The organism is Nocardia sp. NPDC051756 (assembly GCF_040681495.1).
Classification (GTDB): domain Bacteria; phylum Actinomycetota; class Actinomycetes; order Mycobacteriales; family Mycobacteriaceae; genus Nocardia.
Genome location: NZ_JBFAYV010000005.1, coordinates 128742 through 146450, shown reverse-complemented (window position 1 = coordinate 146450; position 17709 = coordinate 128742). Strand labels below are relative to the sequence as shown.

The 17709-nt window shown below is 69.6% G+C and carries 5 protein-coding genes; 2 read left to right on the top strand and 3 right to left on the bottom strand.

What is annotated here, in order from left to right; all coding sequences use genetic code 11:
* Positions 1 to 49: 49 nt before the first annotated feature.
* Positions 50 to 6472: an amino acid adenylation domain-containing protein gene (locus tag AB0M22_RS22650; RefSeq protein ID WP_364730130.1), complete on the bottom strand. Its 6423-nt coding sequence runs from the start codon at positions 6470 to 6472 to the stop codon at positions 50 to 52.
* Positions 6469 to 12777 (bottom strand): amino acid adenylation domain-containing protein, encoded by a 6309-nt coding sequence (locus tag AB0M22_RS22645; protein WP_364730127.1) that lies wholly within the window; start codon positions 12775 to 12777, stop codon positions 6469 to 6471. Before AB0M22_RS22645 ends, AB0M22_RS22650 begins: the two co-directional genes overlap by 4 nt.
* Positions 12778 to 13050: 273 nt before the next feature.
* On the opposite strand from AB0M22_RS22645, the gene AB0M22_RS22640 reads away from it, so the two are divergent.
* Positions 13051 to 14688 (top strand): AMP-binding protein, encoded by a 1638-nt coding sequence (locus AB0M22_RS22640; RefSeq protein WP_364730124.1) that lies wholly within the window; start codon positions 13051 to 13053, stop codon positions 14686 to 14688.
* Positions 14689 to 14762: 74 nt separating this feature from the next.
* On the opposite strand, the gene AB0M22_RS22635 is transcribed toward AB0M22_RS22640, so the two are convergent.
* The gene (locus AB0M22_RS22635) at positions 14763 to 15782 is read right to left on the bottom strand and encodes a ferritin-like domain-containing protein (protein WP_364730121.1); all 1020 of its coding nucleotides are present in this window, start codon (positions 15780 to 15782) and stop codon (positions 14763 to 14765) included.
* A 210-nt stretch (positions 15783 to 15992) separates the two neighbouring features.
* On the opposite strand from AB0M22_RS22635, the gene AB0M22_RS22630 reads away from it, so the two are divergent.
* Entirely contained in the window at positions 15993 to 17708 is a 1716-nt protein-coding gene (locus AB0M22_RS22630) for an acyl-CoA dehydrogenase family protein (RefSeq protein WP_364730118.1), read from the top strand.
* Position 17709: the final 1 nt, after the last annotated feature.

Below are 17709 nucleotides of genomic sequence, written 5' to 3'. Positions count from 1 at the left end.
GGTCACGAACGGAGAGCCGAGCAGGGTCCCGGCTGTGTTCTCCGCCCGGTCAGTCGGTGGTGCCGCGTTCGGCGATGAGTTCGGCCAACTCGGCTTGGTCGATATCGACCAGCGGTTCATCGGTGTCGCCGGGTTCGTCGGCGCCCGCCGTCTCGGTGACGACGGTCGCGAGTCCGGCGACGGTCTTGTGGACGAAGACGTCCCGTGGGGAGATGTTCAGTCCGGCCTGCTGCGCGCCCATGACCAGGCGGATGGACATGATCGAGTCGCCGCCCAGCCGGAAGAAGCTGTCGTCGATGCCGATCTCGGTCGTCTCCAGGACTTCGGCGAAAAGCCGGCACAGCAGCGCTTCCCGTTCGTTGCGCGGCGCCCGGCTGCCTCGTGCCGAGGTGAGGTCAGGGGCGGGGAGCGCGTCCACGGCGAGCTTCCCGTTCCGGGTTGTCGGCAGCACCTCGAGTTCAACCACGGCGGTCGGCACCAAGTAGTCCGGCAGTCGCCTGGCCACCCGGTCGAGTAGCGCCGCCGGGTCGACCGAGCCCGGTCGTTCGGCGAGGACGTAGCCGACCAGCCGGCGGACACCCGGGATATCCTCGCGCAGCACGACGGCGGCGTGCCGGACACCGGCATCCGCGGTGAGCACCGCCTCGATCTCACCCAGCTCGACCCGGAAGCCACGTAGCTTCACCTGATTGTCGGCCCGGTGCACGTAGTCCAGGCGGCCGTCCGGCAGCCAACGCGCGATGTCGCCGGTGCGATACAGCCGGGACCCGGGCGCGCCGAACGGATTGGCGACATATCGGGCGGCCGTGAGCGCGGGCCTGCGCAGATAGCCCCGGGCGAGACCGGCTCCGGCGATGTATATCTCGCCGGGCACCCGGGCCGGCAGCGGGCGCAGATTCTGGTCCAGCACATATATCTCGGTGCCCACGACCGGCCTGCCGATCGTCGGCGGCTCGCCCGGGGTGAGCGGCGCACTGATCGTCGCGATGATCGTCGTCTCGGTGGGGCCGTAGATGTTCAGCATGCGGCGACCCACCGCCCAGCGGTCGACCAGTTCGGTGCTACAGGCCTCGCCGCCGACGACGACGGTCGTGTCCGCGGGCAGCTCGCCGCCGGGCAGCGCGGCCAGCGACGACGGCGGAACGGTCATGCAGTGCACCCCGGTGCGCGTTACCCAGTCCGACAGCGGCCGACCGGGCATCATCGTGTCGGAGGTGCCGACCACCACGCAGGATCCGCTGAGTAGTGCGGTGTTCAGCTCGCCCATGGCGCCGTCGAAGCTGGGTGACGCGAACCAGAGCACCCGCCGGCCCGGCCCGAGGTCGAGGCTCTGCTGTTGGGTGGCAATGAAACTCGCCAGCCCGGTGTGGGTGACGAGCACGCCCTTGGGTCGTCCGGTAGAGCCGGATGTGTAGATCACGTAGGCCCCACACGCGGGCGAGAGCGGGCGGGGCCGTTCGGCGTCGGTCACGTCGGTGTCCGGCGTGCCGTCCGCGACGGTCAGCTCGTCCAGTGCGACCATTCGGCCGCGGGCCTGCTCGGGAACCATCTTCGCGGCTGGACCGCTGACCAGAATCAGGTCGGGCTCGGCGTCGGACAGCATGACGGCGATCCGCTCGGCGGGATAGTCCATGTCCACCGGCATGTGCGTGGCACCGGTCTTCCAGATCGCGAGGATGGTCACCACCATCCGTACTGTTCGCGGCATCATCAGCGCGACGACCCGATCCGGCCCGGCGCCGTAGGCGAGCAGTGCCCGCGCCAGCCGGTTGGCCTCGCGGTTGAGCTCGGCGTAGGTCAACCGCGCCGAGTCGGTGAGCACTGCCGGGGCGTTCGGGTGCTCGGCCACCCGCGCTTCGAACAAGCTGGGAATGGTGGCCGCGGTGCGTGCCGGGGCGCTGGTCGCCCAGTCGCGCAGGACTCGCTCGCGTTCCGTCGCGGTCAGCAGGTCGATGCGGCCGAGGGGAGTCCGTGGCGCCGCCACGAAGGTGGTCAACACCCGCAGGACCCGGCCGAGGATGCTGACCACCGCCGGGGGGTCGTACAGGTCGGTGCGGTAATACAGGGTGAAGTCCAGGCGGTCGTCCGGGCACACCAGCAACCGCAGCGGATAGTGCGCGGTACCGGGCACCGTCGGCGGCCCCAACGCGATGTCCAGGTCTGGAACCTGCTGCTGGATCCAGGAATCGTCGAGTTGAGCGTTCTCGAAGCCGACGATGGTGTCGAACAGCTCGCCCAGGCCCAGGGCCCGTTGCAGCCCAGGCAGACCGATGTGCCGGTGGGCGATCAGCTCGGACTGCTCGGACTGCATCCGGACGAGCGCCGAGGCCAGCGGCTCGGCGGAGTCGAGGGTGAACCGGACTGGCACCGTGTTGATCACCAACCCGATCACGTCATCGGCGCCGGGAAGGTCCAGTGCCCGCACCGAGACCGATGCGCCGAACACGATGTCCGGCCGCCCGGTGAGCTGGCCCAACACCATCGCCCAGGCGCCGTGCAGCAAGGTGCTCATGGTGATCCCGGCGTCCCGGCACGCGGCCGTGAGCTGCGCGGTGAACTCGGCGTCCAGGGTCTCGGTGACGGTGCCCTGCGCGGCGGCCACCGTCAGGTCGGCGTTCGGTGCGACCAAGGTCGGCTCGTCGAACCCGGTGAGTGCCCGGTCCCAGGCCCGTTCCGCGGCGGCGGTGTCCCGGGTGGACAGCCACGTGAGCACATCTCGGAACGGTGCGACGGCCGGCAGCGCGGCAGCGTCGTTACCACGGGCGTACAGCGTGAACAGCTCGCGCAACAGCACCTGCAGCGACCAGCTGTCCAGCAGGATGTGGTGGTCGGTGATCACCAGCAGGTGGCGGTCATCGGCCAGCCGGGCCAGCAGGACGCGCATCAGCGGCGGGACGGCTATGTCGAAGGGACGGTTGTGCTCCTCGGCCTGTAGCTCGTCGATCCTGGTTCGCTGCCGGGCCGGGGCCAGATCGCGCAGATCGACTTCCCGCCACGGGATCCGCACCGCCGGCTGGACGATCTGGACGGACCTGCCGGACCGCAGCCGGACGAAACCGGCGCGCAGGCTGCCGTGCCGGAGCAGCAGCGTGTCGAACGCGGTCCGGAGCCCGGCGGGCGCCAGCGCACCGGTCAGCTGCAATGACTGCTGAGTGATGTACGGGTCGATCCGTTCGGGCGCGAGCAGGGCGTGGAAGCTCATACTTTGCTGCAGTGGGGTCAGCGGCCAGACCTCGACCGCGTCCGGGTGACCGGCTTCGACCTCGGCCCGCTCCTCGTCGGTCAGGACGATCAGCGGGCCGTCCGGGGTGTCGACGGTATCGGTCGGCTCGGCGCTCTCGGACAACGTGGCCAGCGCGGCAACGGTCTGGTGGACGAAGACGTCGCGCGGGCTGATGTCCACGCCTTCTCGCTGCGCCAGGCCGGCGACGCGCATCGAGAGGATCGAGTCGCCGCCGAGGTTGAAGAAGTTGTCCTGGATGCCCACCTGCTCGACCTCGAGGACCTCGGCGAACATCCGGCACAGTAAGCGTTCCCGGTCGGTGCGCGGGGCCGCGCCGCCGTCGCCGCCACGAAACTCGGGTGCGGGCAGCGCGGCCTTGTCCAGCTTGCCGTTCGCCGTCACCGGCAGCACCGGCACGTGGACCACGGCGGCGGGGACCATGTAGCCGGGCAGCGCGGCGGCGGCCGCGGCGCGTAGTGCGTCGGCGTCGATGGCCGCGCCCGGCGTGCCCACCACGTAGGCCACCAGCTGCTGGACGCCCGGCCGGTCCTCCCGGGCCAGGACAACGGCCTGGTCCACGCCCTCGGCCGCGGCCAGGACGGCCTCGATCTCGGCCGGCTCGACGCGGAAGCCACGGATCTTGATCTGGTCGTCCGACCGGCCGGCGAACGCGACGGCGCCATCGGCCTGCCACCGGCCCCGGTCACCGGTGCGGTACATGCGGGATCCGGCCGGGCCGAACGGATCGGCAACGAAACGTTCCGCGGTCAGCGACGGCCGGCCGAGGTAGCCACGGGCCAGACCCGCGCCCGCGAGGTACAGCTCACCGTCCACCCCGGGCGGAACGGGCCGCAGGAAGTCGTCGAGGATGTACACCCGCAGGTTGTCCGATGCCCGGCCGAGCACGGGCCGGTCATGCTCGGCGAGCCGGCTGTACATCGCGTCGATCGTGCATTCCGCGGGCCCGTAGAGGTTGTATACGGACAGTCCGGGGACGGCTCGCAACTGTGTCCACAGTGGCGCGTCGATCGCCTCGCCGCCGAGCGCGAGAGTGCCGATGGCCGGGCCGTCGAGCAGGCCGGCGGCCATCAGTTGACGCGCGAAGCCGGGCGTCGTGTCCAGCACGTCGATGCGGTGCGCGACAAGGTAGTCCAGCACCGCGCGCGGGTCGGTGCGCACCTCGTCCTCGACCAGGTGCAGCTCATGCCCGGCGACCATCCACAGCAGCTGGCTCCAGGAGGCGTCGAACACCAGGGAGTTGGTCAGCGCGGCGCGCAGCTGCCGCCCGCCGGCCGCCGTCGTTTCCGGGGCGAAGAAGTTGGCGTTGTGGCTGTGGAGCAGGTTGACCAGCGCCCGGTGCTCCACCGCGACCCCTTTGGGCCGGCCGGTCGACCCGGACGTGTAGATCACGTAGGCCAGGTTCTCCGGTCGCGGCGGCGACGGACGGCAGGTGTCGGCCAGGTCGGTGTCCGCCTGATCGGGCGGCGTGGGCTCGTCGAGTACCAGCCGCGGTATGTCGCCGACGGGTAGCCGTTCGGCCAACTCCCGGGTGGTGACGACGAGGGCGGGGGACAGTTCCTCGAATATCGCGGCGATCCGGGTGGCGGGCTGCTCGACGCTCACCGGTACGTAGACCGCGCCGGCCTTCAGGATCGCGAGCAACGTGGTGACCGCGTCGATCGAACGCGGCAGGGCCATCGCGACATACCGCTCGGTGCCCGCGCCGTGCGCGACCAGCCGCCGGGCCAGCAGATCCGCCGTCCGGTCGAGGTCGGCGAACGTCAGCCCGCGGGACCCACAGGTGACGGCGGGCCGATCCGGTGTGCGGGCGGCCTGGGCCGCGAACAGGTCGACCAGCGTGCCCGGCTCGGCCGACCGGGCCGGAGGATTCCAGTCCACCAGGATCCGCCGCTGCTCGACCTCGGTGAGCAGCGGCAACCTGCACACCGCCGCATCGGGGCGCTCGACGATGGTCCGTAGCAGCAACACCAGTCGCTCCAGGAGCGCGCGCGCCTGGTCCCCCGGGTACAGGTCGTCGCGGTAGTTCAGCTCGAATCTGGTTGGCACACCAGGGAATACCGCGAGGCTGAGCGGGTAATGCGTGCCTTCGGCGACGTCTTCGACGACGTCCGCGGCGAGCGCGATACGCAGGCCGGGGATCGATGATGTGCCGGTGGCCGGCGGCAACGGGTAGTTCTCGAAGGCGATCGTGGTGTCGAACAGCTCGGCATGCCCGCTGACCCGCTGGATCTCGGGTAGCCCCAGGTAGCGGTACTCACCGAGCATGGCCTGTTCGTCCTGGACCCGGCCGAGCAGCTCGGCCACCGGCTCTGCGGGATCGATGCGCACCCGGACCGGGACCGTGTTGATCAGCAGCCCGACGATCCGGTCCACATTGCGCACCATCGGTGGCCGGTCGGCCGCCGTGCAGCCGAAGGTGACCTCGCGCCGGCCGGTCAGCATCCCGAGCAGCAGCGCCCACGCGCCCTGGACCATCGTGTTCACCGTGAGATTCCGGCCGCGCGCCGTCTCCGCCAGGGTGCTCGACTCGTCGTCGGTCAGTTCCAGCCGGACATGCTGCTGGCTGTGCTGCCCCGGGGTGGTGCTCGTGGTCCGGCCCAGCAGGGTCGGTTCGTCCAGACCCGCCAACGCGGCCGTCCAGGCGGCGTCGGCCTTGCTGCGGTCCTGCGCGGCCAGCCAGCCGAGGTAGTCGCCGACCGGCGCCGCCGGTTCCAGGCCGGTGTCGTCGCCGGCGCGCAGGATGCGGAACAGGTCGGCGACGACGATCGGCATCGACCAGCCATCCATCAGGATGTGGTGGTTGGTGAGCACCAGAAGGTGCCGCTCGGCGGCCAGCCGCACATACGTGAACCGGAGCAGCGGCGGCGTGGTCATCGTGAATCGCCGCCTGCGGTCCGCGGTCAACAAACCGACCAGTCGGGTGTGTTGCTCGGTCGGGGCAAAGCCACTGAGGTCCAGCTCATTCCACGGCACCCGCACGCGCTTGGCGATGGCCTGGAACGGCTCGCCGGAGCGGCGCTGCAGAAAGCCCGCGCGCAGCGCGGGATGCCGGGCGACCATCAGGTCGCAGGCGTGCCGCAGGGCCTTCGGGTCCACCGCGCCGGTCAGCTCGATCGGCAGCTGCATGTTGTAGAAGTCGACGCCGTCGCCGTCGTAGCGGGCGTGGAAAAGCATGCCTTCCTGCAGGGGTGTCAGTGGCAGCACCGCGTCGAACGAGGTCGGCTTCATGTCTGGGTCTCCCATTGCGCTTCGAGTTCGGCGATTTCGTCGTCGTCCAGCGACAGCAGCGGCTCGCTCGGCGAGACGTAGGTGGTCTGCGGGGCCATCTCGGTGGCCACGGCGGCGATTGCGGCCACCGTGCGGTGCTGGAAGACGTCCCGCGGCGTGAGCGCCAGGCCGGCGATACCCGCCTGGCCGGACAGCCTGGTCGAGGCGATGGAGTCGCCGCCGAGGTCGAAGAAGTTGTCGTCGATGCCGATCCGCGACCGGCCGAGCACCTCGGCGAACAGCCGGCACAGCAGGCGCTCGCGGTCGTCGCGCGGTTCGCGCCGCTCCGGCGGCTCGTCCAGCTCGGGTACCGGCAGCGCGGAGCGGTCGAGTTTTCCGTTGGGGGTCAACGGAAGCGCAGGCAGCGACACGATCGCGGACGGGACCATGTACTCGGGCACGACAGCGGCCACTCGGTTCCTGGCCGCCTTCGGGTCGACCTCGACGCCGGGCTGCGCGACGATATAGGACACGATGCGCGGCCGGCCCGGTGCGTCCTCGCGGACAATCGTGGCGACCTGCCGGATCCCGGTGACCGTCGACAGCGCGGTGTCGATCTCGCCCGGCTCGATCCGGTGACCGCGGATCTTCACCTGGTGGTCGGCTCGGCCGAGGTGGCCCAGCGCGCCGTCCAGCCGCCGGAAGCCGAGGTCGCCCGTGCGGTACATGCGGGTGCCCGGCGGCCCGAACGGGTCGGCCAGGAACCGTTCCGCGGTCAGCGCGCGACGCTGGACGTAGCCGTGTGCGACACCCGTTCCGGCGATGTAGAGCTCGCCGGGGACACCGACCGGCACCGGGCGCAACGCACCGTCGAGCACGTAGATCCGCAGGTTGTCGGCGGGGTACCCGACCGGCACGGTGGCTGTGTCGGCGTCCGTTTCGGCCGGCCACGACGTGGCGTAGACGGAGACCTCGGTCGGCCCGTACAGGTTGTGCAGGGCGGCCGTCGTGGTCCGGCGGAATCGCTCGGCCAGGCCGGCGGTCATGATCTCGCCGCCGCAGAACACCTGCCGCAGGCTCGGGCATTCCCGCGCGCCCGGCTCGAGCAGAAACAGCGCCAACGTGGCGGGGACGAACTGTGCGGTGTGGATTCGTTCGGTGCGGATGAGGTCCGGCAGGTAGCCGGGCGGCTGGTCGGCCTCGGGCATGGCGATGACCATGGTCGCGCCGGCGTGCAGGGTCCAGAAGATCTCCCACACCGACGGGTCGAAGCTGATCGAGGTGCGCTGCAGCACCCGATCGCCCGGCGCCAGCGGGAATCGACGCTGCATCCACCGCAGGTAGTTCACGATTCCGCGGTGGGCCACCACGATTCCCTTCGGCCGTCCGGTGGATCCGGACGTGAAGATCACGTAGGCCGGGTACTGATCGCCGACCGGACGGTGCTCGACCCGCACGCCGGCGTCCGCGCCGGTCAGCTCGGCGATCGCGCGCTCGTCGATACACAGCACCGGCCCGGCGTCGGCCACCATCGCCTGGACGCGTTCGGCCGGGTACTCGGGATCCAGCGGGAGGTAGGCGGCGCCGGTCCGGAGCACCCCGAGCAGCGCCACGACCAGCTCCACCGAGCGGGGTAACGACACCGCGACCACGTCGCCCGGGCCGATGCCCCGGGTGGCCAGGACACCCGCGAGGCCGGCCGCGCGGTCGTCGAGTTCGCGGTAGGTCACCCGTTCGTCGCCACACACGATCGCCTCCGCGTCCGGCGTGCGCCGCACCTGCGCCGTGAACGGTGTGTACAGCGTGGTCGGCTCGACGGGCACGTCGGTGTCGTTCCAGCGGCGCAGCACGTCGTGCCGTTCCACGGTGCCGAGCAGGTCGACCTGTCCCATTCGGAGGTCCGGCCGGCGCACGAAGATCTCGAGGAACCGCACCACGCGCGACAGCACGTGCTCGGCCTGCTCGGCGGTGAACAGGTCGCGGCGATAGGTCAGCTCCAGCCGTAGCCGCTGGTCCGGATAGATGATCAGGCTCAGCGGGTAGTGCGTGACGCCGCTGCGGTCCGCGTCGGTCATGGCGATGCGCAGACCCGGCACGACCCGGCGGATCGCGGCCCGGTCCACCGGGGCGTTCTCGAAGACGATGGTGGTATCGAAGAGTTCGCCGAGGCCGAGGCCGCGCTGGATGTCGATCAGGCTGTGGTGGTGATAAGGCCCGAGCGCGGCCTGGTCGGCCTGGGCCGCGACCAGCGCGTCGGCCACCGGTTGGGCGTTGTCCAGCCGCATTCGTACCGGGACGGTGTTCATCACCAGGCCGACCACGTCCTGCACGCCCACCAGGTGCGGCGGGCGGGCGGATACGGACTTGCCGAACACGACGTCGGCACGGCCGGTCAACAGGCCGAGCAGGCACGCCCACGCGCCCTGGAACACCGTGTTCATGGTGACGTTCTTGGCTCTGGCCTCGTGCGACAGCGCCGCGGACAGGTCCTCGGACAGGGTCCGCACGGCCAGCGCCGGCATCGCGGCGGACGGTGCGGCGCCGCCGGCCACCAGCGTCGGTTGTTCGAGCCCGGCCAACGTGCGGTTCCACGCCTGCGCGGCCAGCTCCGGATCCTGCTTCGACAGCCAGCGCAGGTAGCCGGCGAACGATACGGCCCTGGGCAGCCGCGATCCGTCGCCGCCTGCGGCGTAGGCGGCGAACAGGTCCCGCAGCATCGTCGACAGGGACCAGCCGTCGAACAGGATGTGATGGCTGGTGAACACGAGCAGGTGCCGGTCGCCGGCCATCGTGATCAGCGTGAAGCGCAGCAACGGCGGCGCGGTCATCTCGAAGCGGGTCGCCCGGTCCTCGGCCAGCAGCTGGGTCAGCCGCGCCTGCCGGTCGTCCGGGGCAAGGTGGCGCAGGTCGTATTCCGCCCACGGGGCCGGGACCGGGTCGGCGAAGAACTGCCGGGCCGCTCCGGTCCGGTCGTGGTCGAACCCGGCCCGCAGCGCGTCGTGGTGCGCGATCAGGGCCGTGCAGGCCGCCTCGAGCGTCTGCGCCGACACCTCGCCGGTCAGCTCGAACACCTTCTGCCCGAGGTACGGGTCCGCCCCCTGGCCCGCCGCGAAGGTGGTGTGGAACAACATGCCCTGCTGCAACGGCGTCAGTGGCAGCGCCGCGGGTTCGGCGGCGTCCGCCACGGACAGCAGGGAAAGGTCCTCGACCGGAGCGTCGGCGTCCGCGACCGCGGCCGCGATGGTCGCGGCGGTCCGGTACGTGAAGATGTCCTGCGGCGTGAGCGCGACACCGCCGCGCACCGCGTGCCTGGCCAGCTGCACCGCCGTGATCGAGTCGCCGCCCAGGTCGAAGAAGTTGTCATCGATGCCGACCTGCGCGGCCCCGAGTACCTCGGCGAAGAGGCCGCACAGCAGGGTCTCGACGCGGTTACGTGGCTTCCGGCCGATCGCGCTGCCGCGGAAATCGGCGGCGGGCAGCGCGGACCGGTCGAGCTTTCCGGTGGACGTCAGCGGGAATTCGGCCAGCTCGACGACCGCGGCCGGAATCATGTACTCCGGCAGGGCTTCGCCGACCCAGGCGCGCAGCACCGCCGGGTCGATGACCTGGCCTCGGGTGGCGACGGCGTAGGCCACGAGCCGCCGAATGCGTGGCTGTTCCTCCTGGGCGACCGCAACCGACCGGCCGACCGAGGGGTGCGCGTTCAGCCTGGCCTCGACCTCGCCGAGTTCGATCCGGAAGCCACGGATCTTCACCTGGTGGTCGGTGCGGCCGATGAAGCCCAGCCGGCCGTCGGACCGCCAGTACCCGGCGTCGCCCGTGCGGTACATGCGGCTTCCCCTGGGCCCGAACGGGTCTGGCACGAACCGCTGCGCGGTCAGGCCGGGCCGGCGATGGTAGCCGTAGGACACGCCGTGCCCGGCGAGGTACAGCTCGCCGGTGACCTCGGGCGGCACCGGCCGTAGCGCGTCGTCGAGCACGTAGACGCGTGCATTGAGGATCGGGCTGCCGATGGACGGTGTGCCGGGGCCGGACAGGGCACCGGTCATGGTGCTGAAGACGGTGTTTTCCGTCGCCCCGTAGACGTTGTGCAGGTGCTGGACCGCCCCCCAGTCCTGGACCAGCTGTGCGGGCAGGGTTTCCCCGCCGACTGCGATGATCACATCCTCGGGCAATGTTCCGGGGGCGAACGTCGCGAGCACGGACGGGACCGTGCCGACGCAGGTGACTCGTTGTCGCACAATGAGATCGGCCAGCTGTGCACCGGGCAGCAGATGCGCCGGGGCGATGACCGCGCAGCCGCCGCTCATCAGCCACGTGCACAGCTCCCAGAGGGACGGGTCGAAGCTCGGCGAGCTGATCATCAGCACCCGCTCGCCAGGCCGCAGCCCGAGCACGTCGACCTGGGTGGCGGCGAAGTCGGCCAGGCCGGCGTGCGGCACCAGCACGCCTTTCGGACGTCCGGTGGAGCCCGACGTGTAGATCATGTAGGCGATGTCCATCGGTACCGGCGCGACGGTCAGGTCGCCGCCTTCCGCCATGGCGAGCTCGGCCGTGACGGCCGGGTCGTCCAGGTACAGCCACGGCACGCCGTCGGGTTCGATCAGGCCGGTGCGCTGCCTGGCGAGCACCAGCCGGGGCCGGGCGTCGACGAGAATCTCCGCGATCCGCTCCCGCGGGTAATTCGGATCGATGGGCAGATAGATGGCGCCGGTTCGCATCACGGCGAGCAACGACACCAGGGTGTCCAATCCCCGGGTCATGGCGACGGCGACGAACTGGCCGCGCCGTACGCCACGGTCGAACAGCAGCCGGGCCAGCCGATTCACCCGATCGCCCAGTTCGGCGTACGTCAGGTTGACGTCTTCGTGCACTACCGCTTCGGCGTCGGGCATGCGGGCGACCTGGGCCTGGAACAAGTCCGGAATGGTCGCGCGCGGGATCTCCCGGGCCGTGTCGTTCCAGTCGTGCACGACCCGTGCGCGCTCGGCGTCGGTGATCAGCGATAGCCGGCCCACCATGGTTTCGAGGCCTGCTTCGGTGAGCGAGCGGAAGAAGAGGACCAGCCGGTCGCGATGATTCTCGACCTCGGCCTGGGTGTAGTGCGCCGCGTCGGCCTCGACCTTCAACACGTGCTCGTCCGTGCTGTCGGCAGGGTGGACGGTGACATTGAGATCCGGGACCGGGCCGGTATTGAGGAACCGCTGGTTCCACCGCACGTCGCCGAATATCGGCCGCCCGCCGACCTGCAGGATGTTGACCATCACGTGGAACAGTCGCTCCGAGCTGCCGCGCAGCAGTAGGTCCTGGCGCAGGTACTCGTGCCGATACCGTTGGTGGGTAAGGAGTTCCGCGAGTTTCCGGGTGACCTGGGCGACCAATTCACCCAGGGTGGTCTCCGGTCCGACCGCGATGCGCAGCGGCAACTCGTTGGCGAGCATGCTCGGGGTGTTGCGCGCGGCATGGGTGCGGCGCGCGGTGACCGGGATACCGACGACGATGTCGCGCTGCCCGGTCATTCCGTGCAGGTACGCGACGACACCCGCCACGATCAGCGTGCTCCACGAGGTGCGTGACCGCCTGCCCAACCGGGTCAGCGCCGCAATGCCGGCCGTGGACAGCGAGTGCTCCGCGACCCGCAGGCCGTCGTCGTTCGTACCCTGCCCGCGGGTGGCCAGGGTGACCGGCTCCGGATGGCCGGCCAGCTGCTCCAGCCAGTACTTCCGGTCGGCCTCGAACTGCGCCGACGACTCGTACTCGGCTTCCTCGGTGTGCATCACCGCGACCGGGCCCAGTGGGGTGTCCGGGATCAACGTGCCGGCCAGCAGTGCGGTGTAGATGGCCTCGACGCGCAGGGTGAGGATGCTCATGCCTTGGGCGTCGGCCAGGGCGTGGTGGTAGCAGGTGTACCAGACGTAGTGATCGTCGGCGAGCTTCAGAACCGTGTCGACCGCGAGGACGTCATGGCGTAGGTCGAACGGGATCCGCACGTGTTCCCGGATCCACTGGTGCGCAGCCTGTTCGGCGTCCGGCCGGTCGCTCAGGTCGATGACCTGCCAGCTGGCGTTGGTCCGCCCCAGGTATTCCTGGTAGGGACCAGTGGCGTCCTCGTCCGGGCGCATGGCCCAGGTCTGGCACTCGGCCTGGGCCTGCCGAATCGCTCGACCGAGCAGCTCCGGCCGGACCGCGCCGTGCATGTCGAAGCGGCGCACGAGGTTGAAATCGGGGGAGTCCGGGGCGAACTGCTGGGCGAGCCACACGCTGCGCGCCGCGGCGGTGAGCGGTATCGAGCGGCCCACAGTATTGATCAGACCGTGTCGGCTCATCTGCGGTCACCCTCCAGCCTCATGCGCGGTTGTTCCGGCGTGGTGCAGGTGACACTGCCCAGAGCGGCCGCGGCCGAGCCTGCACCTGACCTAGTCGGTGATGCTTCTCCGCGTGCGGCGGCCGGACCAGGAAACCGAGCGGCAATCGAACTTGCTGGCCGAACGGCAGCTGCCGGCCTCGAGTTACCGGCTCGATGCCTGGAATCGTTCAGTAACCGCAAGCAATATGCGGATGCGAGGACAAGATCCTATTGCGGTGAGAGGACACGACTGATGAGCATCCCGGACCGGAAGCTGTTGCAGTGGCTGGCGGAGCCACCTGCCGAACGCGCCCTGTATTTCGCCGCTCCCGACGACTCCTGGACGCGGCACGGCTATGTCGAGCTCGCCAGGCTGACTTTGCGAGCCGCCGCCGCGCTGCGGGCCAGCGGGGTACGGCGCGACGACGTCGTGGTGATCGTCCAACGGTCGAGCCCAGGGTTCGTCGCCAGCTTCTTCGGGGCGATCGCGGCCGGCGCCACGCCGTGCTCGGTTCCGCCGCCGTTCGCCTTCCAGCGAACCGGTGAGTACGAGAAACACACCCGGCACCTCTTCGACACGGCACGGCCGGCGATGGTCGTCTGCGACGAGGAATCGCTGGTGCAGGTCGCCGCCATCACCGACGACCTCGCGCTGCCCGCACCGGTCCCGTTCGAAACCCTGATCGCCGGTGTCGATCCGGCCGAGAAACCTTATCCGCCTGCGGAGTTCGCGCTACTGCAGTTCACGTCCGGGTCCAGCGGCGCGTCGCGCGGCGTTCTGGTCACCCACTCGGCGTTGCAGGCGAATGTCACCGCCATGCGCCGGTGGCTGCGGTGGGAGCCGGAGTATCGGGGCATGTCCTGGCTTCCGGTACACCACGACATGGGCCTGATCGGCTGCATGATCAACATGGTGGTCACGAGCTGTGACACGTGGATGATGCAGCCGGAGGACTTCATCCGGTCGCCGCTCATGTTCCTGAAGTGCATGAGCGACAACAAGGTCGGCCTGACCGCGAGCCCCAACTTCGCGCTCGCCCACATCGTGCGCCGGGTCGAGCCGGCGCAGCTGGAGGGGTTGCGTTTCGACTCGATGCGGTCGTTGATCCTCGGCGCCGAGCGGATCGATCCCGAGGTGCTGACGGCGTTCCACAACCTGGTCGGACCGCACGGGTTCGACCGCAGGGCCTTGCTGCCCGCGTACGGCGCCGCCGAGGGCACCCTCGCGATCACCGGCCTGCCGGTGGACGAAGGCTGGACCGCGGTCGTGCCCGAGGACAGCGTGATCGGTGCCGAGAACAGCCGGATCGTCGGGTGTGGCCGGCCGCTGGAGGGGGTCACGGTCACGGTGGTCGACGAGGACGGGCAGCCGGTGCCGGACGGGACCGTCGGCGAGATCGTGATGACCGGCACCTCGGTGGCGACCCGGTACGTCGGCAATCCCGGCTCCGCGTCCCGCACGGCGTTGGACGGCGGCGTGCTGCACACCGGTGACGCGGCGTTTCTGCGCGACGGCCAGCTGTTCGTGCTCGGCCGGCTCGGCGACGGGCTGAAAGTGCACGGCCGCATGGTATTTGCCGAGATGCTGGAGATGCAGCTGCGCACGCTGGGCATCCCCGACCGCCGGGGCTTCGTGCTGCTCGGCCAGCGCGATGGGCGTCCGACGGGGGTGGCGGTGCTGGAGAAGCCCCGTCCGGACTGGGAGTCCGTGGCCCACGGTGTGCTCAGCAAGGCCCTGGTCGACGCGGACCTGTTCGTCCTGGAAGTGGCTCGGGGCCAGGTCCCGGTGACGTCCAGCGGCAAGCCGCGGCGTCGTCTGCTGTGGTCCGCTATCTGGGAGGGGCGGACAGACGGAGAAATCAGGCCGCTGTCGGCCGCTGTGGGTTCCTGAACGGGTGGGCGTCACTGGGTGGCGCCCACCCATTCCTGCCGATAGTGCCGGTCTCGATCGCGTTGCGGCACAACCTAGTCCATGCCGTGAAAGGCTTCCGGCCGGGCGAGCGACTCGCTCAGGAACAGCTCGCGCAGCTTCGGGGTGAGGATCCCGAGCTGCCGCAGAATGTGGATCACCTGCTGGAACAACAGCTTTCGGTAGCCGAACATCATCGGGTCGTGCTTGGCGAAGGTGATCCCGCGCTCGACGTCGAGCTCCATCCGCTCCCACACCTCGCGCAGCAGGAAGCGCCGGGACATCAGATGGATCGACTCCATCAGGAACGCCTCGCGCTCGGTCCGCTCGGCAGTGGTCATGTCGTCGTACATGCCCGTCAGCGAGACCACGCCGAAGCCGATGTGCCGGGCCTCGTCGCGGGCGACCAGCCGAGTGATCGAGGTGATGATCGGATCGCCGAAACCGGTGCTGGCCAGCCGGGTGGCGGCCAGCGCGAGTCCTTCGACGATCACCTGCATACCCAGGTAGACGATGTCCCACTCGGACTCGGCGAGCAGGTCGCGCAGCAGCGCCTTGAGCCCGGGGTTGATCGGGTACGAGGTGCCGAGCTTCTCGTCGATGTACTTGGCGTAGGCCTCGACGTGCCGTGCTTCGTCGGCCACCTGGGAGGCGGCGTAGATCTTGGCCTCCATGTCCGGCACCGTCTCCACCAGACGTGCCGTGGTGACCAGCGCGCCCTGCTCGCCGTGCAGGAACTGGCTGATCATCCAGGCGAGATATTCCCAGCGGAACTCGGTGACCAGCTCCTTCGGCACCGGGCTGTCGTTGCCCATCACGAAGCCGGCCACCCCGGCGCTGTAAGCATCTTCCAGCGGCTCCCCGAACCTGACGTCGTAGCTCCAGTCGATGTCGGTCGCGGCGTTCCACTGGCCGAGCTTGTTCTTCTCGTACAATGCCCAGGTTCGGTTGTCGCGCAGTCCGTAGTTCCAGTTCAGGTTGGCCCGGAAGGACGCGTCCACTTCCATCAGACTTGCCTGGGTCTGTTCCAGGGTGAACAGTGTGGTGTCCTGGTCCTCGGGAGACTCGGTCATCATGGTGCTGGCGACCTTTCGGCTTGTGGTAGAGGTGCGCACTCGTACTCTCTTGCACCCCGGAACCGACTTCCAGGCACTCTGCTCGGCAACCTCTAGGCATGACGAATTGCCTGTCAGATGCCTGGGAACGCGGCCGGTGGATCGCTGAGACTGTGGACGACTACGACCGCCCGCCGGCGCGTAGCCGATCCGCACCCAGGAGCTGCCCGCATGACGCCGAATGCCGTTGCCCGACACACCAAGCGCGTAATCGTCGAGCTGGAAGAGCTGCTCGGTGACCCATTGGCGCCCGCAGGGCCGTTCACCTTCGCCGAGACCGTCGAGCACGAGGAACGCGAGCAGGTGCCGCCCGCAGCAGTAGCGGCGCTGACGGAATGGGGTATGCCTGGGCATCTCGTGCCCACGGAGCACCAGGGCCGGATGTACAACTTGGAGACCGGGCTCACCGTGGTCCGGTCGATCGCGCGCCGCAACCTCACGCTCGCCGTGATGTTCGGCAGCACTCTGCTCGGCGCGCAGCCGGTGTGGCTGTGGGGCACTGCCGAACAACGCAAACTGGTCGCCGCGGGCGTACTCGCGGGCGACCGGGTGTGTTTTGCGGTGTCCGAACCGGATGCCGGAAGCGATCTGGTCGCCAATGTCACCATGGCGCGACCGGTCGGTGACCACTACGTGCTCAACGGACTGAAATGGCCTGTGGGCAACGCGAGTTCGAGCCGGTTCTACACGGTGCTGGCCGACAGTCCCCGTGGCCACTCGCTGTTGCTCGTCGACAAGGAGCAGCAGCCCGATGAGTCCATGACGGCTCGGCCGCGGGTACGGACGTTGGGCCTGCGCGGGCACGACCTGAGCGGGATCGAGCTGCACGACACCGAAGTGCCGGCCACCGCGGTGATCGGCCGGCCGGGCCGCGGTGTGGTCGCCACCCTCAAGTGTCTGCAGATCACCCGTACCGCCATCGGCGGCCTGTCCCTGGGCAGCATGGACGCGGCGCTGCGGATCGGCTTGGACTACGCCCGCCGGCGGCGGTTGTACGGCGCCGAGATCTACCAGCTACCTGTCCTGCGTGAGCATCTCGTCGGGGCACATCTGGATCTGCTCGTCGCCGAGTGCGTCGCCATCCCGGTGGCCCGGTCCCTCAGCGTCGTCCCGGCGCGGATGGCGTTGTGGTCTTCGGTGGTCAAGTACCTGGTGCCGGTGATCGGCGAGGAAGTGCTGGCGCACGTGGCGAAGGTACTCGGTGCCCGCAGTTACCTGCGCGAGCTGGTCGCCTCGGGCGCGTTGCAGAAGATTCAGCGCGACCACGCCATCACGACGATCTTCGAGGGCACCACCCACGTCGTTCTGTTCAACATAGCCGCGCAGCTCTCGGCGCTCGCTCCGGTGGCGCACGAGGCGATGAGCGACGGTCCGGCAGTCCTGCGCCAACTGTTCGACTTCACCATCGAAGCGCCCGTCTGGCACGCGGACGGCGCGGCGCTGAGCCTCGCCACGGCCGGGCGGGACGAGATCACCCGCGGTTGGCGGGACGCGATCGCGGAACTCGGCCGCGTCGTCGCCGAACAGTGCGGATCCGCGCAGGCTCAGCACCTCGCCGCGGTCGTTACCCAACTGGACGTCCGGCGCAGTGCGCTCTACGACACCATCGCCGGCGAGGGCGGTATCGACGGAAACACTGTGCGGGGTTCGCGCAGCGCGGTGGAACACTGTGTCTTTCATGCTGCTTCGTCCTGCGTGCAGGTGTGGCTGCACAACCGTTCGGAGACCTCGGACGCGGGCTGGCTGATCCTGGCGCTACGGCGTCTCCTGCAGCGGCTCGAACCGGGGACCCTGCTGGACGAGACTTACCTGCCCGCGTTCGAGGCGGTGATGGAGAGACTTCGGACCAGCGGGGAATACTTCACCGTCGACGCAGTTCTGGGATGAG